This window comes from Roseibium marinum, assembly GCF_002906165.1.
GTDB lineage: Bacteria > Pseudomonadota > Alphaproteobacteria > Rhizobiales > Stappiaceae > Roseibium > Roseibium marinum.
In genome coordinates this window covers 301,252-326,688 of the sequence record NZ_PPCN01000004.1, presented here as the reverse complement: position 1 = coordinate 326,688, position 25,437 = coordinate 301,252, and the positions used below count along the sequence as shown (strand labels likewise).

General features: G+C 59.7%; 23 protein-coding genes. 10 read left to right on the top strand and 13 right to left on the bottom strand.

What is annotated here, in order from left to right:
• Nucleotides 1-208: 208 nt before the first annotated feature.
• From dctP to CLV41_RS12450, 3 genes are all read right to left on the bottom strand, one after another.
• On the bottom strand, nt 209-1,315 hold the full coding sequence (dctP, locus tag CLV41_RS12460) for a TRAP transporter substrate-binding protein DctP (RefSeq protein WP_103222710.1): 1,107 nt from the start codon (nt 1,313-1,315) through the stop codon (nt 209-211).
• Between the two features lie 345 nt (nt 1,316-1,660).
• On the bottom strand, nt 1,661-2,323 hold the full coding sequence (locus CLV41_RS12455) for a haloacid dehalogenase type II (protein WP_103222709.1): 663 nt from the start codon (nt 2,321-2,323) through the stop codon (nt 1,661-1,663).
• A 125-nt stretch (nt 2,324-2,448) separates the two neighbouring features.
• Nucleotides 2,449-2,883: a VOC family protein gene (locus tag CLV41_RS12450; RefSeq protein WP_103222708.1), complete on the bottom strand. Its 435-nt coding sequence runs from the start codon at nt 2,881-2,883 to the stop codon at nt 2,449-2,451.
• 269 nt (nt 2,884-3,152) lie between these two features.
• Between CLV41_RS12450 and CLV41_RS12445 the strand changes: the two genes are divergently transcribed.
• The gene (locus CLV41_RS12445; protein ID WP_103222791.1) at nt 3,153-4,010 is read left to right on the top strand and encodes a branched-chain amino acid aminotransferase; all 858 of its coding nucleotides are present in this window, start codon (nt 3,153-3,155) and stop codon (nt 4,008-4,010) included.
• Between the two features lie 21 nt (nt 4,011-4,031).
• Here CLV41_RS12445 and CLV41_RS12440 read toward each other — a convergent pair whose 3' ends face one another.
• Nucleotides 4,032-5,207, bottom strand: coding sequence for a YbfB/YjiJ family MFS transporter (locus CLV41_RS12440; protein WP_103222790.1), 1,176 nt, complete (start codon nt 5,205-5,207; stop codon nt 4,032-4,034).
• Between the two features lie 207 nt (nt 5,208-5,414).
• Nucleotides 5,415-5,750: a hypothetical protein gene (locus tag CLV41_RS12435; RefSeq protein WP_103222705.1), complete on the bottom strand. Its 336-nt coding sequence runs from the start codon at nt 5,748-5,750 to the stop codon at nt 5,415-5,417.
• 445 nt (nt 5,751-6,195) lie between these two features.
• Here CLV41_RS12435 and CLV41_RS12430 point away from each other — a divergent pair, with 445 nt between their 5' ends.
• The 4 genes from CLV41_RS12430 (at nt 6,196) to CLV41_RS12415 (ending at nt 9,029) form a co-directional block, all read left to right on the top strand.
• Nucleotides 6,196-6,798, top strand: a complete 603-nt coding sequence (locus CLV41_RS12430) for a superoxide dismutase (RefSeq protein ID WP_103222703.1) — start codon at nt 6,196-6,198, stop codon at nt 6,796-6,798.
• A 266-nt stretch (nt 6,799-7,064) separates the two neighbouring features.
• On the top strand, nt 7,065-7,526 hold the full coding sequence (locus CLV41_RS12425) for a c-type cytochrome (RefSeq protein WP_103222702.1): 462 nt from the start codon (nt 7,065-7,067) through the stop codon (nt 7,524-7,526).
• A 42-nt stretch (nt 7,527-7,568) separates the two neighbouring features.
• A complete protein-coding gene (locus tag CLV41_RS12420; RefSeq protein WP_103222699.1) occupies nt 7,569-8,501 on the top strand; it encodes a cytochrome c in 933 nt (310 codons plus the stop codon).
• 30 nt (nt 8,502-8,531) lie between these two features.
• On the top strand, nt 8,532-9,029 hold the full coding sequence (locus CLV41_RS12415) for a GNAT family N-acetyltransferase (RefSeq protein ID WP_103222696.1): 498 nt from the start codon (nt 8,532-8,534) through the stop codon (nt 9,027-9,029).
• 272 nt (nt 9,030-9,301) lie between these two features.
• Here CLV41_RS12415 and CLV41_RS12410 read toward each other — a convergent pair whose 3' ends face one another.
• From CLV41_RS12410 to CLV41_RS12400, 3 genes are all read right to left on the bottom strand, one after another.
• Nucleotides 9,302-9,685, bottom strand: a complete 384-nt coding sequence (locus tag CLV41_RS12410; RefSeq protein ID WP_103222694.1) for an ATP-binding protein — start codon at nt 9,683-9,685, stop codon at nt 9,302-9,304.
• Between the two features lie 236 nt (nt 9,686-9,921).
• Nucleotides 9,922-11,496 (bottom strand): ABC transporter substrate-binding protein, encoded by a 1,575-nt coding sequence (locus CLV41_RS12405; RefSeq protein WP_103222692.1) that lies wholly within the window; start codon nt 11,494-11,496, stop codon nt 9,922-9,924.
• 147 nt (nt 11,497-11,643) lie between these two features.
• Complete coding sequence (locus tag CLV41_RS12400; protein ID WP_103222789.1) at nt 11,644-13,728, bottom strand: S9 family peptidase; 2,085 nt, start codon at nt 13,726-13,728, stop codon at nt 11,644-11,646.
• Between the two features lie 412 nt (nt 13,729-14,140).
• Between CLV41_RS12400 and CLV41_RS12395 the strand changes: the two genes are divergently transcribed.
• Nucleotides 14,141-16,012 carry a methyl-accepting chemotaxis protein gene (locus CLV41_RS12395; protein WP_170107176.1) on the top strand — a complete coding sequence of 624 codons (1,872 nt, stop codon included), beginning with the start codon at nt 14,141-14,143 and terminating at the stop codon, nt 16,010-16,012.
• A 427-nt stretch (nt 16,013-16,439) separates the two neighbouring features.
• Here the strand turns inward: CLV41_RS12395 and CLV41_RS12390 are convergent, their stop codons facing one another.
• Both CLV41_RS12390 and CLV41_RS12385 read right to left on the bottom strand, forming a co-directional pair.
• A complete protein-coding gene (locus tag CLV41_RS12390) occupies nt 16,440-17,678 on the bottom strand; it encodes an MFS transporter (protein ID WP_103222688.1) in 1,239 nt (412 codons plus the stop codon).
• Between the two features lie 155 nt (nt 17,679-17,833).
• Nucleotides 17,834-18,703 (bottom strand): SDR family oxidoreductase, encoded by an 870-nt coding sequence (locus CLV41_RS12385; RefSeq protein ID WP_103222686.1) that lies wholly within the window; start codon nt 18,701-18,703, stop codon nt 17,834-17,836.
• 162 nt (nt 18,704-18,865) lie between these two features.
• On the opposite strand from CLV41_RS12385, the gene CLV41_RS12380 reads away from it, so the two are divergent.
• The gene (locus tag CLV41_RS12380) at nt 18,866-19,285 is read left to right on the top strand and encodes a winged helix-turn-helix transcriptional regulator (RefSeq protein ID WP_103222684.1); all 420 of its coding nucleotides are present in this window, start codon (nt 18,866-18,868) and stop codon (nt 19,283-19,285) included.
• 37 nt (nt 19,286-19,322) lie between these two features.
• Here the strand turns inward: CLV41_RS12380 and CLV41_RS12375 are convergent, their stop codons facing one another.
• The 3 genes from CLV41_RS12375 to CLV41_RS12365 form a co-directional block, all read right to left on the bottom strand.
• A complete protein-coding gene (locus CLV41_RS12375) occupies nt 19,323-20,072 on the bottom strand; it encodes a substrate-binding periplasmic protein (RefSeq protein ID WP_208987472.1) in 750 nt (249 codons plus the stop codon).
• A 162-nt stretch (nt 20,073-20,234) separates the two neighbouring features.
• A complete protein-coding gene (gene msrB / locus CLV41_RS12370) occupies nt 20,235-20,705 on the bottom strand; it encodes a peptide-methionine (R)-S-oxide reductase MsrB (RefSeq protein WP_103222682.1) in 471 nt (156 codons plus the stop codon).
• 171 nt (nt 20,706-20,876) lie between these two features.
• Entirely contained in the window at nt 20,877-21,854 is a 978-nt protein-coding gene (locus tag CLV41_RS12365) for a sensor domain-containing diguanylate cyclase (RefSeq protein WP_103222680.1), read from the bottom strand.
• A 402-nt stretch (nt 21,855-22,256) separates the two neighbouring features.
• On the opposite strand from CLV41_RS12365, the gene CLV41_RS12360 reads away from it, so the two are divergent.
• The 3 genes from CLV41_RS12360 to CLV41_RS12350 are packed head-to-tail and all read left to right on the top strand — an operon-like array spanning nt 22,257 to nt 25,437.
• Complete coding sequence (locus CLV41_RS12360) at nt 22,257-24,641, top strand: putative monovalent cation/H+ antiporter subunit A (protein WP_103222679.1); 2,385 nt, start codon at nt 22,257-22,259, stop codon at nt 24,639-24,641.
• Nucleotides 24,641-25,060, top strand: coding sequence for a Na(+)/H(+) antiporter subunit B (locus CLV41_RS12355; RefSeq protein WP_103222677.1), 420 nt, complete (start codon nt 24,641-24,643; stop codon nt 25,058-25,060). The genes CLV41_RS12360 and CLV41_RS12355 overlap by 1 nt, the downstream gene beginning before the upstream one ends.
• Complete coding sequence (locus CLV41_RS12350) at nt 25,060-25,437, top strand: Na+/H+ antiporter subunit C (RefSeq protein ID WP_103222675.1); 378 nt, start codon at nt 25,060-25,062, stop codon at nt 25,435-25,437. Before CLV41_RS12355 ends, CLV41_RS12350 begins: the two co-directional genes overlap by 1 nt.

Below are 25,437 nucleotides of genomic sequence, written 5' to 3'. Positions count from 1 at the left end.
AGGGGCGCCGGATCGTTGGTCTTGTCCTGGCCCCAGTCGAATTCAAGCGGGCCCGCGCAGAAGGCTGCACGGGTCCGGGTCTCAAGGTGTCTTGAAGAGGCCAGAACACCCCGCGTCCGGATGAACGCGGGATGTTCTGACACTTTAGGCCGATCGGAGCCGACCAGCTTTCAGAGCTCCAATCGTCTCCGATTGAACGTCCGTTGATCTAGAGGTCGAGCTCCAGGCCCTCGATCTGCTCCGGCGTCACGTATCCGAGCGAGCCGGACATCATGTAGTCGAGCTGGATCTTGAAGATACGGGCGCTGTCCTTGTCGCGGTTCGCGTAGTTGAACCAGATCGGCACGGCAACTTCCGTCATCAGTTCCACGTCGTCCTGGCTCAACCGGGTGATTTCGGTGCCGTCGGCCTCGAATTTCGCCCAGGCGTCCTGGTCGGCCTTCTGGATGGCCGCGTGGTGCATGTCGGAATAGACGTGCGTTTCCATTTCCACGAACTGCCGCATTTGCGGGCTGAGCGCGTTCCAGGCGTCCATGCCGACGGTGATGTCCATAAGGTCGACCGGCTGGTACAGGGACATGAAGCCCGGAGGGCCCATGGAGATGTATTTGGTCACCTGGCTGAAGCCGAGCGAGTAGTTGACGGCCGGGCCGACATAGTCGGCCACGTCGATCGTGCCTTTTTCAAGCGCCGGGAAGATTTCCGAGCCCGGCAGAACGGTGGTTTCCGCTCCGATTTCGGTGAAGACCTCGGCGACCATGCCGCCCGGCAGGCGCATCTTGCGGCCGCGGAAATCGTCGATGGAGCGGATCGGTACCTTGGAGTGGATGATGTTCGGGCCGTGATGCACCGGTCCGACGAACATCATGTTCTGCGCGGCATAGAGTTCACGGGCGATTTCAAGACCGCCGAGCGAATAGTAGAAGACGTCCCATTCATGCGGGTTGCGCATGCCCAGCGGGTAGCTGGTCAGGAACGTCGCCGCCGGAATGATGCCCTGGGCATAGATGGTGAACGGATTGACCGCATCCAGAACGCCGTTTTTCACGGCGTCGAAGAGCTGGAAATCGCCGACGACGTCATTGGCGCCGAACGCCTGGAAAGCCAGTTCGCCGCCTGTTTTTTCCTCGATGGTCGCACACCAGTCCTTGAAGATCTGGAGACCCGCGCCACCGGGCCAGGACGACTGGATTTTCCAGGTGGTGGTCTGTCCCTGAGCCGATGCGATATGCGGGGCTGCGAGGGTCGCCGCTCCGGCCGCGCCGACACCGGCTATCTTGCGAAGTGCCTGCCTGCGTGTGTTCAGTTGTTTCATGGTTTCCTCCCAATTCGGTCCGGGAGAAAATGAGCGAACGCAGGGCCTTTCTAGAAACGCCCTTGTCTTCCCAACGATATCAAACCAGTCGCCCGTGTTTTTAAGTCGTTGTTCTTTCAGCGATTTTGGAGTGATCCAGCAGAAGCGCACCGCTCTTCTTTTCCTCCCGACCGCAAGAAGGATATTACAGTTTCGAAATCCTGCAACCTTGCCGTGATTTCAAAACATCTTTTCCAAAATGGAAACAATAGTTTTGACTGTCAAAAAAATGGATAAACCCGGTGACCCGTTTCGGGCGCAGGCAGGACCTGCCTCCGGCTCGAAAAAGTCTCGGATATGGAGTTCTCAACCCAGGGTCATGAGTCCGGTCAGATCGGCGAGAACGGCCTTGGGCGCAAGATCCAGATATTCGTCCGGCATTGCCATCCGGTTCATCCAAACGGACCGGAACCCGAATGCGGTCGCTCCGGCGATGTCCCAGCGGTTCGAGGACTGGAAGGAGACTTCTTCCGGATAAATGCGGAAATGGGTGGTGACCATCTCATAGACCTGCGGATCGGTCTTGAAGGTCTTCAACTCGTCGACGGAGAAGATCTCGTCGAAAAGCTCCGTCAGTCCGGCCGCCCTAGCCGCGGCTTCCAGCATGGCGGGCGAACCGTTGGACAGAATAGCGACCTTGGCACCGCTTGCCTTCAGGTCCGTCAGCACTTGCGGGACTTCCGGATAACAATCCAGTTCCCAATAAGCGCTCAGAAGCTCGTCCCGCAGGGATTTGTCGGCGGAAGGAACCAGCGCGAACGCCGTGTCCAGACCCTGCTGAGTCAATTCCCAAAAGTCCTTGTATTGGCCCATCAGCGCGCGGACCCAGGAATATTCGAGCTGCTTTTCACGCCAGAGTGCGGAGAGCTTCTGCGCATCGGGGCCCAGTTTGGCGGCATGCTTGCGCACAGCGGCATGTACGTCAAACAAGGTGCCGTATGCATCAAATACAAAAGCGGCATGTGCCATGGCTGGAACTCCAACGCCTGATTTCAAGAACCGCGGAAGAGAACAGCGAGACACTTCCCGCGTCAAGCACGAGCGTTGCGACAATAGTCGTAATCGGAGGAATGATGTGGGGGGTGCTCAGGCTTTCATTGTGGAGGGGGTAGCGTGAGGGTGCCATCGGCCTCAATGGTCCAGAAGGGATTATGGGCAATTTCCAGAAGGTGGCCGCCGGGAATCTCCACATAGGAGGAATATCCGCCCCAGAAGGCTTTTTCCGGCTGCTTCACAGGCTTGGCGCCTGCCGCCAGAGCGGTTTTGAAAGCTTCGTCGACTTCGGCGTCGGAGCGGGCATTCCAGGCCAGAGTGATGGCGCCGGTCGTGTTGTCGGTCACCTCGCGACCGATTTCAGCCGCAAGTGCCGCCCGGCTGTAAAGCGCGAAGGCGCAGCCGGGAACCTGGAAAAACACGACTTCGGGAGACGGGGCCGCATTGACCTTCCATCCCAATCCCTCCTCGAAGAACCGACGGGCCTCGGAAACATCGGGGACCGCGAGTGTCGTCATCGAGATACGCTGTTCCATGGCAAAACGCCTCCTCGGAAAATATCAGAACATATAGAGAACATTGGCATCGGATTGTCAACAGGCGCGTGTCGGACATGGCGAAGAGTTCAGGAATGAACTGTTCGCCCTTTCAATATTTTTGTTTATTTTATTCCTCTTGAAAATACACCGCGGAATAAACTCGGCGAGTTTCCGGAAAATTCTGGCAAGCTATTGACGTGATCGGAAGGCAGGTGTTGTTTCGGCATATCACCCAGCGGATCAACGGCCTTGAAAAGGGAAGAAACATGAGCGGATGGAGCGACACCTGGACCTGGATCGACGGGACCTGGCATGAAGGCAATCCACCGATCATGGGACCGCGCACCCACGCTTCCTGGCTGGGGTCCAGTGTGTTCGACGGCGCGCGGTTTTTCGAAGGGGTGATGCCGGATATCGATCTGCACTGCAAACGCGTCAACGATTCCGCACAAGCTCTGGGCATTAATCCGACCATGCGGACCGGCGAGATGGCCGAGCTGACCCGCGAAGGCTGTGCCAAATTCAAAAGCGATCAGCAGATCTACATCAAACCGATGTACTGGGCTGAAAACGACGGGGTGGGGGTCATTGCCGCCGACCCGCAGAGCACCCGATTCTGCCTGTGTCTCTTCGATGCGCCGATGGCCGCGAAGGATGCGTCCGTCAGCATCACGCTGTCGCCGTTCCGGCGTCCGACGATGGAGACCATGCCGGTCAACGCCAAGGCGGGCTGTCTTTATCCCAACAACGCAAGGGCGATGCTGGAGGCCAGGAACCGCGGTTTCGACAATGCGGTCGTGCGCGACATGCTCGGGAATGTCGCCGAGCTGACATCCGCTAATATTTTCATGGCCAAGGAGGGCAAGGTGCACACGCCGGCGCCGAACGGAACCTTCCTCAACGGGATCACGCGGCAAAGGGTGATCCGGCTGTTGTCATCGGCGGGCTACGAGGTGTTCGAGCGGACCATGGGCTATGACGAATTCCTGGAAGCCGATGAGATCTTTTCGACCGGAAACTACAACAAGGTGACACCGGTCAAGCGCATCGAGGACCGGGACCTGCAACCCGGACCGATCGCGGCGCGGGCACGGGAGCTCTACTGGGAATTTTCCCACGCATAAGTTGCCGTTTTCAATAGAAGCCTAGCGCAGCATCAGAACGGCCGCGACGAGCAGCACCGCGGCGGCGGCAAGCGAAGGCGCCTGAAATGAACCGGTCAGATCGTGCAGTTGACCGGCGAACCAGGGGCCGACGATCTGCCCGACCCCGAAACTGACCGTCAGGATGGCGAGCATCCGCCGGATCGCGGCGGGCCCCGCGGGACTTGCCTGATGCCGGGCCTCGATGAGGCCGAGAGCCGTGATGCCCATGAAGGTTGCGCCCAGAAGGGCGGCTCCCAGAAGAAACAGGACGGGCGCGGCGGCGATCGCCGTCAGGGCGACGCCGCAGGCTTCCAGAAAGCAGGCGAGCGCGAAGGCCCGGCGGGCGCCGATGCGAGCCGCAATCCTGTTCCACACGTAGATGGATGGCGCGGCGCACAGACCCACTGCGAGCCAGACAAACGGTTCAGTGGACTGCAACGCAGGCGTCGTGCGCGCGATCACCGAGACGAAGGTTGCCGTGATCACGTAACCGAACCCGAACAGGCCGTAGGCGAGGATCAGGCGCAATACGCCACCGCTCAAATAGGGTGCTGTTGTGCCGGAATCCGAGCCGATCTCGCGAGCGGCCAAGACGGAGCCGGCCGGTTCTCCCGGAACCAGCCTGGCCGCGATCAGCAGAAACACAAGGGTGGCGGCTCCGCTTGCCAGCCACAGGACACGCCAGTCCGCGCCGGTCTGACCAAGCCCGGCAACCAGCAGGGCGGAAAACGCGATGCCACATCCCACACCGGCAAAATGCAGTGCCGACAGGTCACCGCGCCCGGCTGTATTCAGGCGCTCCAGAACCAGGGTTGTCGAAAAGACGAGGACGAATGCGCTGGCGGCACCGCCGGCAAAGCGGATGAGCAGAAAGGCAGGCAGTGCGGTGGTTGTTGCCATGGCCGCGCTGGTCAGAGCACTGACAAGAAGGCCGCCAAGGAACCAGAAGCGCGGGTTTCCCGGCAGGGATTTCGAGGCCGCCGCAACAGCACCGACAAGATAGCCGAGAAAATTCGCCGAGGCGATCAGTCCGGCATCTTCCGCGGGCAGGTTCAGCCCGGCGCTCATGAAGGGCAGGATTGGCGTGTAGACAAACCGGCCGATGCCCATGGCCGCCGCCAGGGAAAACAATCCGCCAAAGGCAAGCGCGGCGGCTGCGCGGTCTTGTGATGGCATGTAGACCTCGTGAAAAGCAGGTGAGGGAGCGGTGGGAAAGCCCGGGCCGGAGCGTTTCGAACCTGCCATGTCTGAATTTGAAAGTCACCGGTCATGCGCAGCGTCGCAGACCGGGAGAGACGGTCCGGCCGGTTACGGAATGGCGGAAACGCAAAAGCCCCGCAATGCGTCCATTGCAGGGCTTTTTGCAGTAAAGCGGCGCGAAGATCAGTTCGCGCGGCGGACCGGCTGAACGGTCGGGGCGACCAGAGGGGTGTTCGCGCGCTTGGCCTTGCGCAGGGCGGTAGACTTCATGGAATTGACCTTCAAGCCTGTAAGTCCCGACACCGAGGCTTTGTGAATACCGTCGCAACGGTCCATGCTTTCGCCGTAACAGCTGTTCGGAAAACCTGCCGTATGTTCATTGCACCAGGAAATCCAGTTGTTATAGCATTCTCTGAGGTTACTTCCGTTGCTCGGGCCAGCCATCGAAGTCATGGTGGAGGCAAGAAGGATGCCGCCGGAAACAATGAGTGCTATTGAATAAGTATTATTGATTTTCATAACTATCTCCTGTTCGCGTTGCAGCCGTATTTGGCTGTGAGACAAGAGATAAGGTTTATTTTCTAAACACGTCGTGCTGAAAATCACACTTATTGAGTTTAAGGAAATGTTGCCCATTTCGGGGTGAAGTCTTGTGACGGAAGTCCTTGAATACATCCGATCCACCTGCAGCCGCTCGTCATTTATCGGCCTATCGCCGGTCTCGGCGCAAATTAAAAAGAATTTTTTATTTTATTTTGAGATCCGCGCTTGCCGTCCACGCTCAGCAATTCTATTTTGCCGCTCGACGCAGCCCTTCAGGCTCCGGATCTGCCTGCTTTCGAGTGGAACCACCTGAAAGCAGGGGCGTTGTACGATCTTGAGGTGTTGGAACGTCGTCGGGGTTTTATCCGCATGCAGGACGCCCCCGGGGCTGCCGGTCACCGACCTTTTTGAGGAGTTTGTCATGTCTTTCGAATTGCCTGATCTGCCGTATGCATATGATGCACTGGCCCCTTACATGTCCGCCGAGACCCTCGAGTTTCACCACGACAAGCACCACCAGGCGTATGTCACCAAGGGCAACGAGCTGCTCGCGGGCAGCGGCCTGGAAGGCAAGTCCCTGGAAGAGATCGTCAAGGGAAGTTACGGCAAGAACGCCGGCCTGTTCAACAATGCCGGCCAGCATTACAACCACATCCATTTCTGGAAATGGATGAAAAAGGACGGCGGTGGTTCGTCTTTGCCGGGTGCGCTCGCATCCGCAATGGACAGCGATCTCGGCGGTTTCGACAAGTTCCGCGCCGACTTCATCGCGGCCGGTGTCGGCCAGTTCGGTTCCGGCTGGGCATGGCTTGCCGTCAAGAACGGCAAACTGGAAATCATGAAGACACCGAACGGTGAAAATCCGCTGGTCCATGGCGCCGCACCGGTTCTTGGCTGCGATGTCTGGGAGCACTCCTATTACATCGACTACCGCAATGCGCGTCCGAAGTATCTGGAAGCCTTCATCGACAACATGATCAACTGGGACTACGTCCTGGAGATGTATGAAGCCGCGACGAAATAAGACGGGTACACATTCGTTTCGTCAGACCCCGGTCCGCGCGGACCGGGGTTTTTTGTTGTCCGCCGGTTACTTGTCAATTGACGGATTGCACACCAATCTGCTCCCATCTCACGGGAGCGTGATTTTGCCCTTTATCTTAATCGGGCTGTAATTCACCAGGACCGTTTGGTTCCCCGAAGACGCGCGGGGAAGCGGGAAGGTTGAAGTTTTTGAAGTGCTGGTGTGTCTTGTGCCGCCAGACTCTTTGTATCGAGAGGGAGAATAAAATGCATATTTTGCGAAAAGCCGTGGCTTTGAGCCTGATTGCCGGGCTTGGCCTGGCGGGAGCAGTAGCCCAGGCGGCTGCCGATCCGATCGCAACCCGACAGGCGATCATGTCCTCCGTCGGGGCGGCGGCCGGGCTCGGCGGCGGAATGATGAAAGGCGAAATCGCCTATACCCCGGCTGCCGGCAAGGCGGCCATCACCACGATGAGGGCGGCCTCGCTTTCCTACGGCAACTTCTTTCCGGCCGGATCGGACCATGCCAGCAGCGATGCGGCGGATGCGGTCTGGAACGATGCCGAGGGATTTGCGGCCCAGCTCGCCAAATTCGCGGTAGCCGCCGCAGCTGCGGCCGAGGCATCGGGCAAGTCGGGTCCGGCGGATATCGACGCCTTCAAGGCGGTGTTCGGTCCTGTTCTGGGCACTTGCAAATCCTGCCACGAGACTTACCGTAAGCAGAACTGACCGGACGCGAACCGGGTATTCAAAAATGGTCGGAGAGGCCCGATGAAAAAGGCTGTGATCGCCGCTCTTGTGCTCGTCCTGGCCGGGGCGGGCATTGGATGGGGCCTTTCCGCACCGACTCGCATGAGTGCGCAAGACGCCGCCCTCCTGAAGGTAGGGGATGCGGCGAGGGGCGAACTGGTCTTCTGGGCGGGCGGCTGCGCCTCGTGCCACGCCGCGAAGAGCGCCAATGGTGAGGATCTGTTCAGGCTGGGTGGCGGGCTGAGACTGGAAACGCCGTTCGGCGTTTTTGTCGCGCCCAATATTTCCCCGAGCCAGGCTGACGGTATCGGCGCATGGTCGCTTGTCGATTTCGCCAACGCGATGACCCACGGCACGTCACCGGACGGCGAAAATCTGTACCCGGCATTTCCCTACACCTCTTATGCCAGAATGAGCGGAACCGATCTGGGCGATCTCTTCGCTTTTCTGAATTCTCTGCCGGCCGTCGAAGGAAAGGCCGCGCCGCACGAACTCGGATTTCCGTTCAATATCCGCCGTGGCTTGGGGCTGTGGAAGCGCCTTTATCTGGACCCCGCGCCGGTGATTGCCGCGCCGGAAAGCGGGGTTGAAGCCGACCGGACCCTGTGGGAGCGCGGCCGCTATCTTGCCGAAGGTCCCGGCCATTGCGGCGAGTGCCACACTCCGCGCGATTTTGCCGGCGGGCTGGTTCTTGCCGACTGGCTGGGCGGCGCACCCGCGCCGACGGGCGAGGGAAAGATCCCCAACATCACGCCGGTTGAAGGCGGCTTCGGCAGTTGGAGCGCCGCCGACATTGCCTATTATCTTGAAAGCGGCTTTACCCCAGAATATGATTCTGTCGGCGGCGAAATGGTTCATGTTCAGGAAAATATGGCCAGGCTTCCAGCCAGCGACCGGGAGGCAATCGCCGCCTATCTGAAAGCCCTTCCGCCGGTTGGAACCACCTCAAACTGACCGGCGATTCTCCTCACAAGATGCAGTCCAATGGTGCCCCTCAATCACTTTGCAATATCTTCGGTTGAAACGGCTGAAGATCTGGACGTGGTCAAATCCCTGTTCCGGGCCTATGTGGACTGGCTGGGGATCGATCTCTCCTATCAGGGCTTCGAGGAAGAACTGGCCGGCATGCCGGGCAAATATTCCCGGCCGTCCGGGGGCCTTTACCTGGCGAAAGATCCGGATGGCAGCAGCCTTGGCTGCGTGGGGTTGCGCCCGTTCGCGGACAAGGGCGCCTGCGAAATGAAGCGGCTCTACGTCCTGCCTGCCGGGCGCGGACGCGGCGTTGGCGGGGCCCTGATCGACCGGGTTCTGGCAACCGCCACACACGCCGGGTATCGCGAGATGCTTCTGGATACACTGCCGTCGATGACAGGGGCCATCAAGCTCTACAGGGCCGCGGGGTTCGAGGAAATCCCGGCCTATTATGAGACGCCGATCAGCGAGACGGTCTTTTTTCGCAAGGCGTTATACCAACCTCAATAAATAAGAACCTATTTGACCGCGACTGGATCCTGTTCCGCGAGGAGCGTGTTGCAGGGCGATGTGGGACATCGGCCAAGACGCGCGACGTGGCGGAACAGGTTCCAGTCGCGGCCTTCGGTGGCTTTTTCCAGCCCGCCGGACAGCGTTGCGCTGCTTGAACGGCCAAGCAGGCCGTTCTGTGCAACGCGCCTTGCCGGCAGACAGGAAAAAGGCCATCAAATGGGTTCCTATTTATTGAGGTTGGTATTCCAGGTGCCGGAGTGTAACCGGTCTCACGCTGTATAGGGGTTGCAGCGCATGAAGCGCGGAACGTCGATATAGCTGTGCATGACGGTGAGATAAGCCTGGCATTCCGACCTGGTCTTGAAGCACCCGGCTTGCGAAATCCGGTATTGGTCACCGAAGTTGTGCACCAGCCCGCTGGCGATCGCCTTCCAGCCGGAGCCGCTGAAGTTCCGGCAGTCATACGGTGTGTTGTAGGTATAGGGGATGTTCTGCCGGGTCGTGCTGAATCCGGGGGCAAAGAGCAGATCGGAGGGTGTCTGATACTGCTGGCAGGCGGCCAGCCCGAGCGCGCTCGTGAGGATCGCGGCAAGGCGCAGGCCGGTCTTCAGACCACGGGCCGCTGGCAGGGAACTGCGGGTTATGCGGTGCATGGTGAACTCCAGTGATCTGCGCGTTGGGGAGTGCAAATCAGGCAAGTCAAACGACTGATTTGCAATACCCTGGACTTGATCCGAAGACCTGGACAAAATCAAGTCACGATCCGCTTCTGCGCTCCAAAGCGTGCCGCGTCAAATTGAATTCAGGAAATCGCCCGAACGCATTTGCAATGCAAACGCCGCCTCGGGCGTCTTCCTGAATCCATGAATCCGCTTGAACGCGACCCGTCTTAGTTGACCGAAACCCAGCGCAGCATCAGGAAATTGTCCGCGCGCTGGGTCAGGTCGATATTGGATTTAGATCCCCAGAGCAGCGGCTGGATGTGCAGGGGAACATAGACCACGTCGTCGCGGACGATCCCGGCAACTTCGTCCAGCATTGCCTGGCGGCTGTCCGGGTCGATTTCCTGCTGAATCCGCGGCAGCAATTCATCCACCCGTGCATTGGAATACCCGCCGAAATTCCAGCTTCCGAGCTTCTTGTCATCGTCCCTGGTCGTAACCAGGAAACGGATCGGATGTTCGGCGTCGAAGGTTCCCGGCGACCAGCCGAGCAGATACATGTCGAAATTGCCCGCCCGCAATTCCGGCCAGTAATTGCGCACCGGAATGGTGGTGAGCTCGGCCTTCATTCCAGCCTGGCTCAGCATCGCCGCAATCGCCCTGCACAGGGCCTCATCGTTGATGTAGCGGTCATTGGTGCATTTCAGACCGAATGAAAAGCCGTCCGGGTAGCCGGCTTCCGCCAGCAGCGCCCTGGCGCCTTGCGGATCATATCCGAGCCGTTCGCTCGCCGCTTTGCTGTAGCCCTTCATCTGTGCACTGACGAGCTGGCTGGCGACTTCCGCGTTGCCGCGCATGATCTTGTCGACCAGCGCCTCCGCATTGATGGCTTTCTGCACGGCCTTGCGGACCCTGACATCCTGAAATGGATTTTTACCGACCGTTCCCTTCGATGAGGTCAACCCGTCGTGCTGATGGCCGAAACCCAGCATGATGACGCGGGCCTCGATGCCCTGATGCAGGGTCAGGCCGTCATTGCGCCTGATACGGTCGACATCCTGAACCGGCACCGGATCGATCAGGTCGACCTGGCCGCTCAAAAGAGCTGCAACCGCCGTTGCCGGGTTGGCAATGGGAATGAAGGTTGCCCTGGTGAGATTATGCCGCGGCTCGTCCCACCAGCTATTATTCGCCTCAAGGACAGTCTCGACACCCGGCTCCCGCGCGACCAGTTTGAAGGGGCCGGTGCCATTGGCGTTGAGTGTCGCGTGGGTTTGCGTTTCCTTCGCCGGCAGCTCCGCCCCGTTGGCCTTTGCCCAGTCCTTGTCCAGGATCATGAAATTGGCGATGGAATCGGGAAAGATCGGATCGGGAGCGTTGGTCAGAAAGTCGACCGTGTAATCGTCGACGGCCCTGACCTCCCTGACGGGAGCGAACCAGGAGCTCACATCCGAGGCTTCGGATGAGGCACGCTCATAGGAAAACAGTACGTCCTCGGCGGTGAAGTCCGCACCGTCGTGAAACTTCACACCCTCACGCAGATGAAAGCGCCAGCCAGCGCCGCCGAGCGGCTCCCAGCTTTCGGCCAATGACCCCTCGATCGCCATGTCCTTGTCGCGCCGGACCAGACCCTCATAGACATTGTTCAGAAATCCGAGCACGGGAGCGGAGCTGACGGCATGCGGATCCATGGTCTGCGGATCGGTCGGCGACGACCAGCGCAACTCGGCGGCTTCGGCAAGCGTGGCCGATGCGAACAGGGCGGCGGCAAACAGGACCTCGCGGCGTGGCGGCTTCGTCATGGCTCAATCCTCAGGCGTTTTGCTTTCTTCGTCGTGGCAAAACAACCTAAGCGATTTGAGATCAAAGGAAATACCGGACCCGCTGTCGGGTCCGGTCCGGGTCTCACATATGCGTGAGCGGCTTTTCGCGGACGAGGGCCCGGGCGCCTATGCCTTGCCGGCCACCATCAGGGCGAAAGCCTGGTTGAGGGCGACTTCCTTCAGCCGGTCGAAGCGGCCGGAGGCGCCGCCGTGGCCGGCTTCCATGTTGGTCTTCAGCATCAGCAGGCTGTCGCCGGTTTTGAGTGTGCGCAGTTTAGCCACCCATTTGGCGGGTTCCCAATAGGTGACGCGCGGGTCGGTGAGGCCCGCGACCGCCAGGATCGCCGGATAGTCCTGCGCCACGACATTGTCGTAAGGGGAATAGGACGCGATATATTCGTAGGCGTCCTTGTCGGTGACCGGATTGCCCCATTCCGGCCATTCCGGCGGGGTCAGCGGCAGGGTGTCGTCCAGCATGGTGTTCAGCACGTCGACAAAGGGAACCTCTGCGAGGATGCCGCCGAATTTCGTTGGCGCGAGATTGGCGATGGCGCCCATCAGCATGCCGCCGGCGGAGCCGCCCTGGGCGACGATCCTGTCGTGGGCGGTGAAATTCTCCGCCACCAGATGATCGGCCGCGGCGATGAAATCCGTGAAGGTGTTCTTCTTTGTCTCCCGGCGGCCGTCCTTGTACCAGCGGAAGCCCTTGTCCTTGCCGCCTCGGATATGGGCTATGGCATAGACGAAACCCCGGTCCACCAGCGAAAGGCTGTTGGTGTTGAAGCTCGCCGGAATGGTCATACCATAGGAGCCATACCCGTAAAGCAGAAGCGGGGCGGAGCCGTCGAGCCTGGTGTCCTTGCGGTAAAGAACGGAGATTGGCACGGTCTCGCCATCCGCCGCCGGGGCCATCAGGCGGCGGGTAACGTAATCCGCGGCCTTGTGACCGGAGGGGACTTCCTGTTCCTTCCTGAGTACCCGTTCGCGGGTTTCGACATTGTAGTCGAAGGTCTGCGACGGGGTGGTCATGGATGAATAGGTAAAGCGGATGGTCGCCGTATCGAACTCGTAGCCACCACCGAGGCCCAGCGAATAGGCCTCCTCGTCGAAGGCGATGGAATGCTCGATATTGTCCGCCAGCCGGCGGATGACGATGCGCGGCAGACCGTCCTCGCGCTCCAGCCGGGTCATGAACGACTTGTAGACACAATGGGACAGGATCAGGCAGCCGGGCTTGTGGTCCACCAGGTCCGTCCAGTTGTCCCGGCCCGGATTGTCTTTCGGCGCGGTGACGATCTTGAAGTCTTCCGCATCCCCGGCATTGGTGAGTATGTAGAGCATGCCGCCATTGTCATCGACGGAATATTCGATGCCGGTCTCGCGCGGCGCGATCAGCACCGGATCCGATGCCGGCAAGTTAGCCGGGATCATCCAGACTTCGGAGGTTTCGTGGTCGTGGATCTCGATCACGATCGTCTCGCCCGACTGGGTCTTGCCCACGCTCATGAAGAAGCCGGCGTCCTGTTCCTCGTAAACCAGCACGTCCTTTGCCGGGTCCGTGCCGATTTCATGGCGGAAGAGCTTCGAGGGCCGATGGTTGGCGTCGAGGCGGATATAGAAGACGAATTTGCCGTCGGTGGAGAACACGCCGCCGCCTGCGGTGTCCTCGATCAGGTAGTCCATGTCCTTGCCGGTGGCGGTGTCGCGGATCCGCAGGGAATAGAATTCCGAGCCCTTGTCGTCATAAGCCCAGGCAAGCAGCTTGTGATCCGGAGACTGGCCGGCGCCGCCAAGCTTGAAATAGGGTCTGCCTTCGGCTTCCCGGTCACCGTGCAGCAGCACCGTCTCCTCGCCACCGTCTCGCGGTGTGCGGAAGAAAATCGGCTGCTGGCCGCCTGTTTCGAACCTCAGGCCATATGCATAGGGCCCGTCGGGGGACGGAACGGAACTGTCGTCCTCCTTGATGCGGCCGCGCATCTCCGCAAAGAGCTGTTCCTGCAGTTTGCCTGTCGGGGCCATCTGCGCGTCCTGATAGGCGTTTTCGGCCTCCAGATAGGCGCGGATATCCTCAGCCAGAACGGATGGATCCCGCATGACCTCCTGCCAGTTTTCGGCGCGGAGCCAGTCATAATCGTCCTGACGGGAAATGCCGTGGGTCTGATGGGTGAGGGGGCGCGCGTCGGCGCGCGGGGGAAAAGCATCCTGTTTCATGGTCCCGGAGGTAGGATTTTTGGAAAGGGATGGCAAGGGTTGAGAGGAGGAGAGTTGTTTTTCATTCGCCTCGTGCGGGGAAATTTCGAAAGAATGGTCAGCATTTATCTGCAGTGTATTTTGTAAATTTCATCAATGTAATCTTTTCTATTCTGATAATTATCAATATTAATGATGTTAAGCTAAGTAATTTATGATTAATTTTAGTGCTTTAGGTTGGATCTCATCATGTTCAACTTTGAGGCTGCTGGGAATGTTAAGGCATAGTATATCCGGTAAATTGATTTCTGTATTTTGTATGCTGTTGTTTGTGTCGATTTTGGCTGGTTATCTGACACACAATCTACAGAGAAAAGTCGGAGAGGAAGGACGCGCGCTCGGAGAAGAGCTAGCGCCGCTCGGGGATGCGGCCATGGAGATAAAGCTCACCGCAACGCACGCACATTTGCTGTTTGAGGAGATCATGTCGGGGGATGACGGGGAAAGCATCGACGAGGTCTGGCATCTTCTGGAAGAAACCAGATTCTACACAGATGCCATCCTGAACGGCGGCAAGAATGATGAGGGTGTATTTTTCCCGACGCAGTCGGAAGAGGCGCGCAAAAAGATCAAGCGCGTACAGGAGGCGGTCGACGAGTTCATTGCTGCCACCCAATCCCGTTATGCGTCTCTGTCGGAGGCGCAGGGTGTGGGGTCAGGCGCGGATGAAGAATTCGACGGACTGTATGATCAGCTGGTTGACAGGATTTCCACCGTTGCCAGCACAGCGACGGATGACGCCCGGACACAACGGCTCGCGGGCGAAGCCAGATACCGTCTTGCACACGGGCATCTGCTTGTAGCGGAAATTCTTGGTGGCGATGAGGGCGAAGACTTTGCCGAGGCGACGGACAGTTTCGCGAAGGCCAAGGAAGCCTTGGTCGGTGTGACAGACCTGTCCGCAGATGCCGCTATCCTGGACGATATCGACCGGCTGATCGCCTTGGCCTATCAGCGGCGCGAAAAATCACTGTCCATGGAAACGGCCGGTTCCGGCGCGGATATCGCCTTTGACGAAACTTTTGACTCCTTCATCCAGCTTGCGGACGAGGTAGAGGAGCTGATTCACGCCGACATGGAGGCAGGGATCGCCACTCTCGACAGTTTGCGCTCGTCGGCGACACTGATGCAGGTCACAGGTACACTTGTCATGATCGTGCTTGCCATTGGCGGATGGTTGTATTTCAACCGGACGCTTGCCGGACGGGCAGGGCAGCTTTCCGAATGCGCAAAAAGGCTTGCTGACGGTGATTTAGAAGCCGACGTTCCAGGGTGGACGTCAAAAGATGAACTCGGGCGTCTGCGGGATGCTCTTGGCAGTTTTAGGACCTCTCTCATCGAGCAGCGCCAGATGGCCGAAGAGATGGACCGGCAGAAAGAGGCTCAAGCGGAAGACCGCCGCAGCATGCTGCTAGGCCTGTCGGAGGAATTCAAGGTGAGCACGGAAAGCTATTTCGTGGAACTGGAAAGCTCGACACAGGTTCTTCACGCTGCTGTAAACACCATGGCGGAAGCGGCGGGAAATTCCGAATCCATGGTCGGGTCCACGGCGGATGCGGCCGACAGCGCTTCCCGCAATGTTGAAACCGTCGCGACGGCTGCCGAAGAACTGACTGCCTCGATCGCCGAGATCAGCCGCCAAGTGAGCACCACGGCCGGTGTCGTCGCCACAGCAAGCAGCCAGGCGGCGCTGACAAACGACAAGATTGCTGGCCTTGCCGACGCAGTCGACAAGATCGGCCAGGTGGTCACCCTCATTCAGGAAATCGCGGAGCAGACAAATCTCCTTGCACTCAATGCCACCATCGAGGCGGCCCGTGCCGGGGAGATGGGCAAGGGGTTTGCTGTGGTGGCAGCCGAGGTAAAGGAACTGGCGACCCAGACCGCCAAGGCAACCGACGAGATCGGCGGTCATATCGCCGCCATTCAGGCCTCGACTACAGAAGCGGTTTCGGCAATCGAGCAGATTTCGACCACCATGACGGAGGTTGACACCAACACCGCGTCCATTTCCGCAGCCGTAGAGCAGCAGGGTACGGCAACCCGGCAAATCGCGGAGAACACGCAGGTAACCGCTTCCCAGACCACACGGGTTTCAGAAAACATGGAGCAGATGAATCTGGCGGTGCGCACGGTGAGCGAGACCTCGGAGCAACTCGGCGTCTGTTCCTCGGATGTCGATCAGCATTGTGGCAACCTCCGCAAGGCGCTTTCCGATTTCCTGGGGAAACTCGACGCAGCCTGACACCGCGGCTCATTTGTGCCGGGAACAATATTGTCCGGGAGGGCCGTTTGTTGACGGTCCTCCCGTTTTAATTTGTTCACTTGATGGTGATGCTTTCCGGAACCCGGCTCTGGATCGAAATTAAAGGGGCACACAGGGTGGTTTTGCCGGAAGGCTCAACATCCGCGTCTGACCTGAGCGCGTATCGAGGAAATTCGCCGGGTTCCTGTGTGGTTGAGAAAGCTCACTCCCTGTGAACGGCCGCTTTTAAAATTTCATCTTTAAATTACGGAGAAATCTCATAAAACAGCTGGCCCTGGCCTGGCCCTTCCTGCCGCGCTGCTGCTCGGAGCGGTTTTCCTGATCTGGGCCGATATACTGGCGCGCACTGATGGCGCTTTAGGACATGCCTATCGGAATCCTCACGGGCTGATCGGGTGGGTGTTCTTTATCTTCCTACCGCGACCGCGGGTCGGGGGCGGCCGCTGATGAGAATGAAGACCATGATCGCGATTGTGACGAAGTTCCAGGCGATGCCGTTAAGGAAGGCCATCTCATAGGAGCCGGTCAGGTCGTAGATCCATCCCGAGAGCCAGCCGCCGAGCGCCATGCCTAAAATGGTGGCCATGATCACCAGCCCGACACGCTGGCCGGCTTCGCGCGCGGGCAGGTATTCGCGCACGATCACGGCATAGCTGGGAACGATGCCGCCCTGGGCGAGGCCGAACACCAGCGATACCAGATACAGCGAGGTCAGGCCGGATACGGGGATGAAGAGGAACAGGGCCGCGCATTGCAGGACCGCGCCGATCAGCAGCGTTTTGACGCCGCCGATCTTGTCGGCGAGGTAGCCGGAAGTCAGTCGGCTGATGACGCCGGCGCCGGTCATGAGGGCGATCATGTCCGCGCCGGGCGCCACGCCGTAGCCGAGATCGACGCAATAGGCGACGATGTGAACCTGCGGCATGGACATGGCGACGCAGCAGCCCAGACCGGCGATCACCAGAAGTATCTGCAGCGTGGCCGGGGACAGTCCGGTCGTCTGGCCGCCGAAGGCTCTGGTGCCGGGGCTTGCAGCCATCGCGTTTTCCGGTGGCGGGCGGCGCAGGATCAGCGACAGCGGCAGCATGGCCACAAGACAGATGACCGCGATCATGAGATAGGTCTCGCGCCAGTCCGTGGTGGCAAGGCTCCACTGGATGAGCGAGGGCCACAGCACCCCGGCGAGATAATTGCCGCAGGCGACACTGCCGACGGCAAGACCGCGGCGCTTCACGAACCAGTGGGAAATATCGGCGATCAGCGGACCGAATGTGGCCGCGGTGCCAAGTCCGATCAGGACGCCCTGCGCAAGCGAGAAGAGCCAGATATCCGGAGCAATCGCCGCAAGGGCAAATCCGGCGCTCAGGCAGAAGGCCGATGCAATGACCGGCGGCACGATGCCGAAGCGGTCGGCGAAACGGCCGAGAATATAATTTCCGGCCGCAAATCCGAGCATGGTCGCTGTATAGGGAAGGGAGGCATCCGCCCGGTCGACACCGAAATCCGCCTGCACGGCCGGAAGCACGATGACCACGGCCCACATGCCCGCTCCGCCGAGCGTGCTGAGCAGGATGGAAATCGCCAGACGGAACCAGGCATAGGGTCCGTCCTGGATATAAGGGTCTGGGGCAGCGGTTACGGACATTGTCAGCGCTCGGTATCTTGCGTGACCCATGGCCTATCAGCTTCTCGAAATCGGCACCAATGAATATCCGTGAAGCTATTCAGAAGTTTTCGGAATGAAAGCCCGGAGGCGCTCTTGCGCCCCCGAGCCGTCCGTCATTGGAGTTCACCGGCGGATCATGCAGGAGCGGGTTGCGAATTTTCAAGAGCTTCGGCCACGAAATCACCGAGCGCCCTGGTGGGGTGACCGATCAGCTCCTGAAGCGCGGTGGAGGCGCTGAAGAGTTCGCCTTGAGAAGCGCCGCGGTCGGAATCGGCCAGAACCGCGGCAAACCCTTCCGGAAGACCAGCCTGGATAAGTACGCCGGCATAGGTCTCTTCGGGCAGATTGGTGAACGGGATTTCACGGCCGCTCTGCCGGGAGATTTCCGCGGCCAGATCATCCAGACTGAAGGCGGGGTGGCCTGCCAGTTCCAGCGTTCTTGTGGAAAGGTCGCTGCCGGAAACGATCCGGGCGGCGGCCTGCGCGTAGTCCTTGCGTCCGGCTGCGGAGAACTTGCCGTTGCCGCTCGCGCCCACGACTGCGCCATGGGCCAGAGCGGCGGCGATGGTGCCGACGAAGTTTTCGACATACCAGCCGTTGCGCAGGATCGCATGGGGAATGCCGCATCCGCGCAAATGCCGCTCTGTTGCGATATGCTCCTTCGCCAGCATGAGGCTCGATCCCGGCGCGTTCAGGAGGCTGGTGTATGCTATGAAGCCGACGCCGGATGCTTTGGCCGCGTCAATAACGGCAACGTGCTGAGGCGTGCGCTTGCCGACTTCCGAGCCGGAGATAAGCAGCAGCCGGTCCACACCTTGAAGAGCTGCGGGAAGGCTCGCCGGGTCGTCATAGTCAGCCTTCACGACAGTGATCTGTGCGGAAGCCAGATCCCGGGCTTTGTCCGGGGAACGCGCCAGCGCCCGGATGGGGTCATCCGTGAGTGAGGCGAGATGCTCGAGAACAAGACGGCCCAGCTGACCATTGGCACCCGTGATTGCGATCATTGATCCACTCCTTGCAGGTTAATCGGTGAAATTCCACCGGGTGGACACCATATAAATCCATAACTTTCTTTTTGTTAGTACATACAAAAAGGTTAGTTTTGAGATATATTCCGATCTGATCATTCAGTTGAAAGTTCACACACAGAGAGAGGCGGAGAGGCAATGACCGGAAGAAACGCTCGCGAATGCGGTCATCGGGGGCAAGACGAAACGACCCTGTCTTCCCTCCTGCGGCGGGGAGAACTTTTCAGCACGGATTGCCCGTCGCGCGAAATTCTCAAGCACCTGACCAGCCGGTGGGGCGTTCTGGTGCTGATTGCGCTCCTGGAAGAAGACCACCGGTTTTCAGATCTGCGGCGGAAGATCGGCGGTGTCAGCGAGAAGATGCTGTCCCAAACCCTGCAGACCCTGGAGGCGGACGGGTTCGTCAACCGGTTCTCCCATCCGGTCGTGCCGCCGCATGTCGACTACAGCCTGACGCCGATCGGGCGCGAGGCAGCCCTGAAGGTGCGTGAATTCGCCGACTGGATAGAAATCAATATCGGCCGGATCCTGACCGGGGAATCACCGGCTGAGGCGTGACCCTTTCCCGGATGTCCGGGTCAAGGCGCTGGGCCTTTCAGCCGGCGTAGCGATCCACGATCTTCCAGTAGCGGGGATCCCGCCAGACTTCAGATACCGCTTTGGCAAGGCGCGCCCGGATCCGCGGGTCGATGGACTTGTTGGCGGCCAGCCACTGAATTCCGTGGCTCACAGGAGCGCCAACGACCAGGCGTTTTGGGTCGTACCCGAGTTGCCTGAACATGTAGTTGGCCCTCATGGGCATGGTGTACCAGGCATCGATCCGGCCGGTCTGAAGCATGGTGGTCATCTGGTCGGCGCTCGGGATTTCGGCATAATTGGTGGTGCCTGCCTGTTTGAGGATACGGCTTCGCAAGCTGCCGAGATGAACACCGACGAGCTTGCCGGTTTCGATCGCCTTTTCAAAGGAATCGAGTGGCTGGTCGAGTGTCACAAGGGCGCTCTCGGTGTAGAGCAGGGGTGCTATATACTCGAATTTCTCCCGTCTCTCCTGAGACCTGGCGATGGTGAAAAGCAGGGATCCCGGGGTGGTTTCCGCCAAAACCTGGGCGCGTTTCCAGGGCGCGAAACGGATGTCGATGTCAAGTCCGGACGCCTCGGCGACGAGTTCCATCAGTTCGACGGCGATGCCTTTCCGCTGCTCATTGATTGAAAGCGGCGGAAGATAACCGGTATAGGCGATGATGCGGTCCGCCGCCTGCCCGGGCAGGGCAAGAGACAGCAGCACACCGAAAGCGCACACCATGGCCGGGAAGCCTGCCGTCATCCTTCCACGCAATACAGACAAGAGCCCGCTCCCACAATTCCTGTACATGTTATCGGGATTTTTAACAGGCTTAAGTAACCGAAATCTAAACGATTTCCTGTTATGATATTAATCTCGCTGAGGATTTGGATTTCACATTCCGCCATGGCCGTGAGATCGGACTGCACGGCCGAAATCCTGACGTCAGGTCTCGCCGGAGCTGTTGCCGTCGGATCCCGCGGGCGGGCGCCCGCCATGGACGAAGTTCATGGCGTGGCCATTGAGACAGTACCGCAGACCGGTCGGGGGCGGGCCGTCGGGAAAAACATGACCGAGATGGGCGTCGCAGCTTTTGCAGCGGATCTCCGTGCGGACCATGCCGTGGGAACTATCGTCCAGTTCCCGGACTGAATCGGGACCGATGGCCTGGAAGAAACTCGGCCAGCCGCATCCGGCATCGAATTTGCTGTCCGACATGAACAGCGGCGCCCCGCAGCATACGCAGTCATATCGCCCGATCAGCTTGTTGTCCCAGTAAGGACCCGTAAACGGCCGCTCGGTACCGGACTGCCGTGCCACGTAAAACTGCTCCGGGGTCAGCTGTTTCATCCATTCGGCAGTGGTTTTTCTCACCTTCGGGGCATCGTCATCCTGCCGGACGGTGTCATCGCTCATGGGGAATTTCCTGTTTTCTTTTCGACCAAGAAATAGGGAGAAGAAGCATTGGAGGCAAGGTGCCCGGCAAGGCCGCCGGTGCATCGGTGCAATTGTAACGAGGCGAGGGCAGGGAATGCAAGGAACCTGGGCGGTAAACTGTGAAGTCGCGGTGGCTGTTTCCACGCCCGATCAGCGCGCCAGAACGTTCATCACCGTCTTGATCCGGTTGCCGCCCTCCTGACGCGCCTGGAAGACACAGTTTTCCGCCGCTGCAAGGATGAATTCGGGACTTTCGCTGACACCGGTCTGTTCAGCCACCGCACAGGCCGCGCCGACGGAAGCCGTTACAACCCCGGCGCCGCGGCCATTGTCCGGATTGGGAATTCCAAGATCGCGGATCGCGAGGTGTATATAGGCGCCGATGGTTTCCGCTCCCTGTTCATGGGTTCGGGGCAGCAGGATGGAAAATTCCGAGGTGGCCGTGCGAGCGGTGATATCCGCCGGGCGCCGGGCAATATCCTTCAGGGTTTCGGCAACCCTGGTGAGGCAGTCTTCTGCGGCGGCGGGACCGTTGTGCTCGGCCAGTGCATCGAACCGGTCGAGCGAGACCCTTATCAGGCTGGTGTGGGTTTTCTCGCGCAGGGCGATTGCCCATTCCCGCTTCAGGTTGTCTTCAAAAGCACGCCGGTTGAAGAGCCCGGTCACGGGATCCGTCTGGGTGGCCGCCTCCAGTTGGGATTCCAGCTCCTTGCGCTTTGCGATGTCGCGCAGATAAACCGCGAATGCATAAGGCGCTCCGGCGGCGTTTTCCAGAAGATGTGTCCTGACCTCGGCCCAGATCACCGGTCCAAAAGCGGAACTGAACTGAAGGTCCGCGTGGGGCAGGGGGCGTGCGGTGTCGCCGTTGCCGGACAGAATCCGCTGCAACAGTTCCGCGTTTGCGTTCGATCCGCTCACCTGGACGAGGCTGCCCAGATGGCCGGCGAGCTTTTCCGCGCGCCACCCGAACAGACGTTCCGCTGCCGGTGAGATGAACAAGGGCGTTCCGCGCAGGTCGAGAAGTATAACGGCTTCGTTGCTGAGTCTCACGAGCGATTCAAAGTCGATGCCCGACGGGCGGAGCGGTTCCCGGCCGGAGGGAATGTCCTTGCTGGAGTCCAAAGCCATCTTTGCCTCACTCAGAATGCCGGTGGCAGTCCTGATGAAAACTGAACGGTATTTACGTCGAGAAATCAAGATGTTTACACAAGGCCGTGCCGCCGGAATACGGCTTTCAAAGTCGGAAGTTTGTTGGAAAGGACTGGAAATTCACCGTTGTTTGCAATCCTCCATTGTAGCAGCTTTTGGCAGTCCTTAAAGAAACAGACCGGCGGAATGAATTCCCCTCGGCAAATGCACCGATATGGGAATGTGAAATTACCGGATATCGTCTGGCGGGAGCTTGAACAGGCAAATTCACTTGCCTAAGACATGTCATAAAATTTCCAGGCCGCTATTATCCGGCGGAAAGGTGCTGATTCGCAGTAATCGGCACCGGCGGTTTCTAGCAAAACGTGACGAAAGATCAGTATGACGCCAGCAGTGATCGACGACACCACTCTTCTCGCCGTTCTGGCGCCCTTCGCGGCAGCTGTCGTCGCGCCTGCCCTGACACGCTGGTTCAAGCATAATGCAGCCTGGCCCCTGGCGCTGGTGCCGGCGCTGATCTTCCTGCATTTCACCGGCTTCATCGGGCCGGTTTCCGAAGGTGAGACCTTTGTCGCGGCAAAAGCCTGGGCGCCAAGCTACGGCGTCAATTTTTCCGTCTATGTGGATGGATTGTCGACGCTGTTCGCGCTGCTGATTTCCGGCATCGGCACGCTGATCATCCTTTATGCGGGCGGGTACATGAAGGGCCATGCGCAGCAGGGGCGGTTCTTTTCGTTCCTGTTCCTGTTCATGGGATCGATGCTCGGTCTGGTGCTGGGCAACAATCTGATCTCGCTGTTTATTTTCTGGGAACTCACGTCGGTGACGTCCTTCCTGCTGATCGGTTTCGACAACCTGCGCGCCGCCTCACGGCGCGCAGCGTTACAGGCGCTGCTGGTGACGGGGGGAGGCGGCCTCGCCCTCCTTGCGGCCTTCATCCTGATCATCTCCGCGACGGGCGAGATCGAAATGTCCGTTCTTCTGGGATCGCCGGACATCATCAAGGACACAGGGCTTTACCTGCCGATCTTTATACTGGTGCTTGGCGGGGCGTTTACAAAGTCGGCGCAGTTTCCCTTTCATTTCTGGCTGCCGAACGCCATGGAAGCGCCGACGCCGGTGTCGGCCTATCTGCATTCCGCCACGATGGTGAAAGCAGGCGTCTATCTGCTCATGCGCATGCATCCGCTTCTGGGCGACACCGTGCTCTGGACGACCGTTCTGCCGCTTTTCGGAGGGGTGACGCTGCTTGTGGGGACGCTGCTTGCGGTGCGCCAGACCGACCTGAAGCTGATGCTGGCTTATACGACCGTTGCCTCGCTCGGTCTGCTGGTCATGCTGACCGGCACCAGCAACGAAAAGGCCCTGGAAGGAGCGGTGCTTTATCTTCTGGCGCATTCGCTCTTCAAGGGCGGGCTCTTCATGGTTGCCGGAACAATCGATCACGAGGCCGGAACGCGGGACGTCACAAAACTCGGGGGGCTGAGATCGGCAATGCCGATCACCTTCGCCGCCGCCTGTCTCGCGGCACTGTCCATGGCCGGGTTGCCGCCTTTCATCGGGTTCATCGCCAAGGAAGTCCTTTATTACGGCACCTGGGGCTGGCCGGGAGCGGGGCTGGCCGTCACGCTCACCGCGGTGGCCGGAAACGCCCTGATGCTGGTGATTGCCGCCGCCGTCGCCCTCAAGCCGTTTCTCGGGCTGAAGGTCGAAACGCCGAAACACGCCCATGAGGGGCCGGTGCTGCTCATCGCCGGACCGGTGGTCCTTGCCCTGACGGGACTCGTTCTCGCGCTGATGGCGCATACGACCGGCGAACTCTTTGTGGGACCCACGCTTTCGTCCCTGACCGGCGAGTTCACGCATGTCGAACTTCATCTGCTGCCTACATCGGTCAACGCGCCGCTGATCCTGTCCCTCATCACCATCGGCCTGGGCATTGTGCTGTTCACGCAGCTCGACAGGCTGCGCGGGCTGATCGCCGCGGTTCTGGAGGCCATCGGCTGGGGACCGGACAAGGGGTTCGATCAGTTCGTATCCGGCGTAGTCGGCTTCTCCGGCCGGTTCTCCCGACTGGTCCAGACCGGCAAGATGCAGACCTACATGATCGTGATCTTCGTGTTCACCGCGATTGCCGTTCTGCTGCCGGGCTATCTGACCGGCAGTTTTCCGGCGATGCCGGAAATGCCGAAGTACCGTTTTTACGAATGGGGCATTTTGTTCATCGCGGTGCTGGGCCTGATCGCGGTGCTGATCGCGAAAACCCGCCTGACCGCCATCGTCTCGCTGGGCATCCAGGGGTTTGCCGTGGCGCTGATCTTCATGATGTTCGGAGCGCCCGACCTTTCCTTCACCCAGTTCATGGTCGAAACGCTTTCCGTCGTCATCCTGGCACTGGTCATGACGCGGCTCAACCTGATGCCGAGCGACCACCGCGCGGCGCCCGCCGCGCTTCTGACAGGGATTGTTGCCTGTGCCGTCGGTCTCGGGCTGACACTGACCCTGCTTGCCATCACCCAGCAGCCGTTCGACACCCGCCTGTCGGATTTCTTCGCCCAGTTCAGCCGGTCGATCGCTCACGGGCGCAACATCGTCAACGTGATCATCGTCGACTTCCGCGGTTTCGATACGCTCGGTGAAATCGCGGTGGTGGTGCTGGCGGGCCTGTGCGTGCTGGCTCTGATCCGGGTGCGGACGAAACCGGACAAGACCGTCGAGGCCTCCACCACGGATGCCGTTCAAGCCCAAGCCTCGGAGGCCCGCTGATGCGCACGATCATCTTCCGCACCATCGCGCCCTATCTGACGGCGCTCATGGTCCTGTTTTCGGTGTTCGTGCTGCTGCGCGGCCACAACGACCCGGGCGGCGGTTTTATCGGCGGCCTGATCGCGGCCTCGGCCCTTGCTATTTTCGGTATCGCCTGCGGTGTCGCCTCCGTGCGCCGCGCCATCTACTTTCATCCCATGGGGATTGCCGCCTTCGGGCTCTTCCTTGCGGCGCTTGCCGGAATGCTCTCCTTTTTCAAGGCGCAGGCCTTCATGACCAGCCAGTGGCTGATTTTCGACCTGTTCGACGTGGAGGTCGCCCTGTCCACGCCGATGGTTTTCGACATCGGCGTCTATCTCGTCGTGGTCGGAGCGATCGGTTCCATCGCCCTTGCCCTGGAAGAAAGGGAGATCGACTGATGGAGACCGGTGTTGTCATCCTGATCGGCCTGTTTTTTACCGTGGCCGTTTACCTGATGCTCTCTCAGCAGCTTGTGCGGATGCTGCTTGGCATCGCCATTTTGGGCAATGCGGTGAACATGCTCATCTTCACCAATGGCCGGCTGACCCGTGAGGTGCCGCCTCTCATCCCCGAACACCTGTATTCGCCGGATGTGGTCACCGCCAATCCGCTGCCGCAAGCGCTGGTGCTGACCGCGATTGTGATCTCGTTCTCGTTTTTCGCCTTTCTTCTGGTGCTCGCCTTCCGGGCCTATCAGGAACTGGGGACAGACGGTGTCAATGAAATGCGTCTCGCCGAACCTGAAGACGACCAAACTCCGCCGCAGGGATACTAG

What these genes read in the sequence shown, in the direction of transcription:
- dctP (WP_103222710.1), bottom strand. Translation starts at nt 1,315, where the DNA reads ATGAAACAACTGAACACACGCAGGCAGGCACTTCGCAAGATAGCCGGT.
- CLV41_RS12455 (WP_103222709.1), bottom strand. Translation starts at nt 2,323, where the DNA reads ATGGCACATGCCGCTTTTGTATTTGATGCATACGGCACCTTGTTTGAC.
- CLV41_RS12450 (WP_103222708.1), bottom strand. Translation starts at nt 2,883, where the DNA reads ATGGAACAGCGTATCTCGATGACGACACTCGCGGTCCCCGATGTTTCC.
- CLV41_RS12445 (WP_103222791.1), top strand. Translation starts at nt 3,153, where the DNA reads ATGAGCGGATGGAGCGACACCTGGACCTGGATCGACGGGACCTGGCAT.
- CLV41_RS12440 (WP_103222790.1), bottom strand. Translation starts at nt 5,207, where the DNA reads ATGCCATCACAAGACCGCGCAGCCGCCGCGCTTGCCTTTGGCGGATTG.
- CLV41_RS12435 (WP_103222705.1), bottom strand. Translation starts at nt 5,750, where the DNA reads ATGAAAATCAATAATACTTATTCAATAGCACTCATTGTTTCCGGCGGC.
- CLV41_RS12430 (WP_103222703.1), top strand. Translation starts at nt 6,196, where the DNA reads ATGTCTTTCGAATTGCCTGATCTGCCGTATGCATATGATGCACTGGCC.
- CLV41_RS12425 (WP_103222702.1), top strand. Translation starts at nt 7,065, where the DNA reads ATGCATATTTTGCGAAAAGCCGTGGCTTTGAGCCTGATTGCCGGGCTT.
- CLV41_RS12420 (WP_103222699.1), top strand. Translation starts at nt 7,569, where the DNA reads ATGAAAAAGGCTGTGATCGCCGCTCTTGTGCTCGTCCTGGCCGGGGCG.
- CLV41_RS12415 (WP_103222696.1), top strand. Translation starts at nt 8,532, where the DNA reads ATGGTGCCCCTCAATCACTTTGCAATATCTTCGGTTGAAACGGCTGAA.
- CLV41_RS12410 (WP_103222694.1), bottom strand. Translation starts at nt 9,685, where the DNA reads ATGCACCGCATAACCCGCAGTTCCCTGCCAGCGGCCCGTGGTCTGAAG.
- CLV41_RS12405 (WP_103222692.1), bottom strand. Translation starts at nt 11,496, where the DNA reads ATGACGAAGCCGCCACGCCGCGAGGTCCTGTTTGCCGCCGCCCTGTTC.
- CLV41_RS12400 (WP_103222789.1), bottom strand. Translation starts at nt 13,728, where the DNA reads ATGAAACAGGATGCTTTTCCCCCGCGCGCCGACGCGCGCCCCCTCACC.
- CLV41_RS12395 (WP_170107176.1), top strand. Translation starts at nt 14,141, where the DNA reads ATGGAGATAAAGCTCACCGCAACGCACGCACATTTGCTGTTTGAGGAG.
- CLV41_RS12390 (WP_103222688.1), bottom strand. Translation starts at nt 17,678, where the DNA reads ATGTCCGTAACCGCTGCCCCAGACCCTTATATCCAGGACGGACCCTAT.
- CLV41_RS12385 (WP_103222686.1), bottom strand. Translation starts at nt 18,703, where the DNA reads ATGATCGCAATCACGGGTGCCAATGGTCAGCTGGGCCGTCTTGTTCTC.
- CLV41_RS12380 (WP_103222684.1), top strand. Translation starts at nt 18,866, where the DNA reads ATGACCGGAAGAAACGCTCGCGAATGCGGTCATCGGGGGCAAGACGAA.
- msrB (WP_103222682.1), bottom strand. Translation starts at nt 20,705, where the DNA reads ATGAGCGATGACACCGTCCGGCAGGATGACGATGCCCCGAAGGTGAGA.
- CLV41_RS12365 (WP_103222680.1), bottom strand. Translation starts at nt 21,854, where the DNA reads ATGGCTTTGGACTCCAGCAAGGACATTCCCTCCGGCCGGGAACCGCTC.
- CLV41_RS12360 (WP_103222679.1), top strand. Translation starts at nt 22,257, where the DNA reads ATGACGCCAGCAGTGATCGACGACACCACTCTTCTCGCCGTTCTGGCG.
- CLV41_RS12355 (WP_103222677.1), top strand. Translation starts at nt 24,641, where the DNA reads ATGCGCACGATCATCTTCCGCACCATCGCGCCCTATCTGACGGCGCTC.
- CLV41_RS12350 (WP_103222675.1), top strand. Translation starts at nt 25,060, where the DNA reads ATGGAGACCGGTGTTGTCATCCTGATCGGCCTGTTTTTTACCGTGGCC.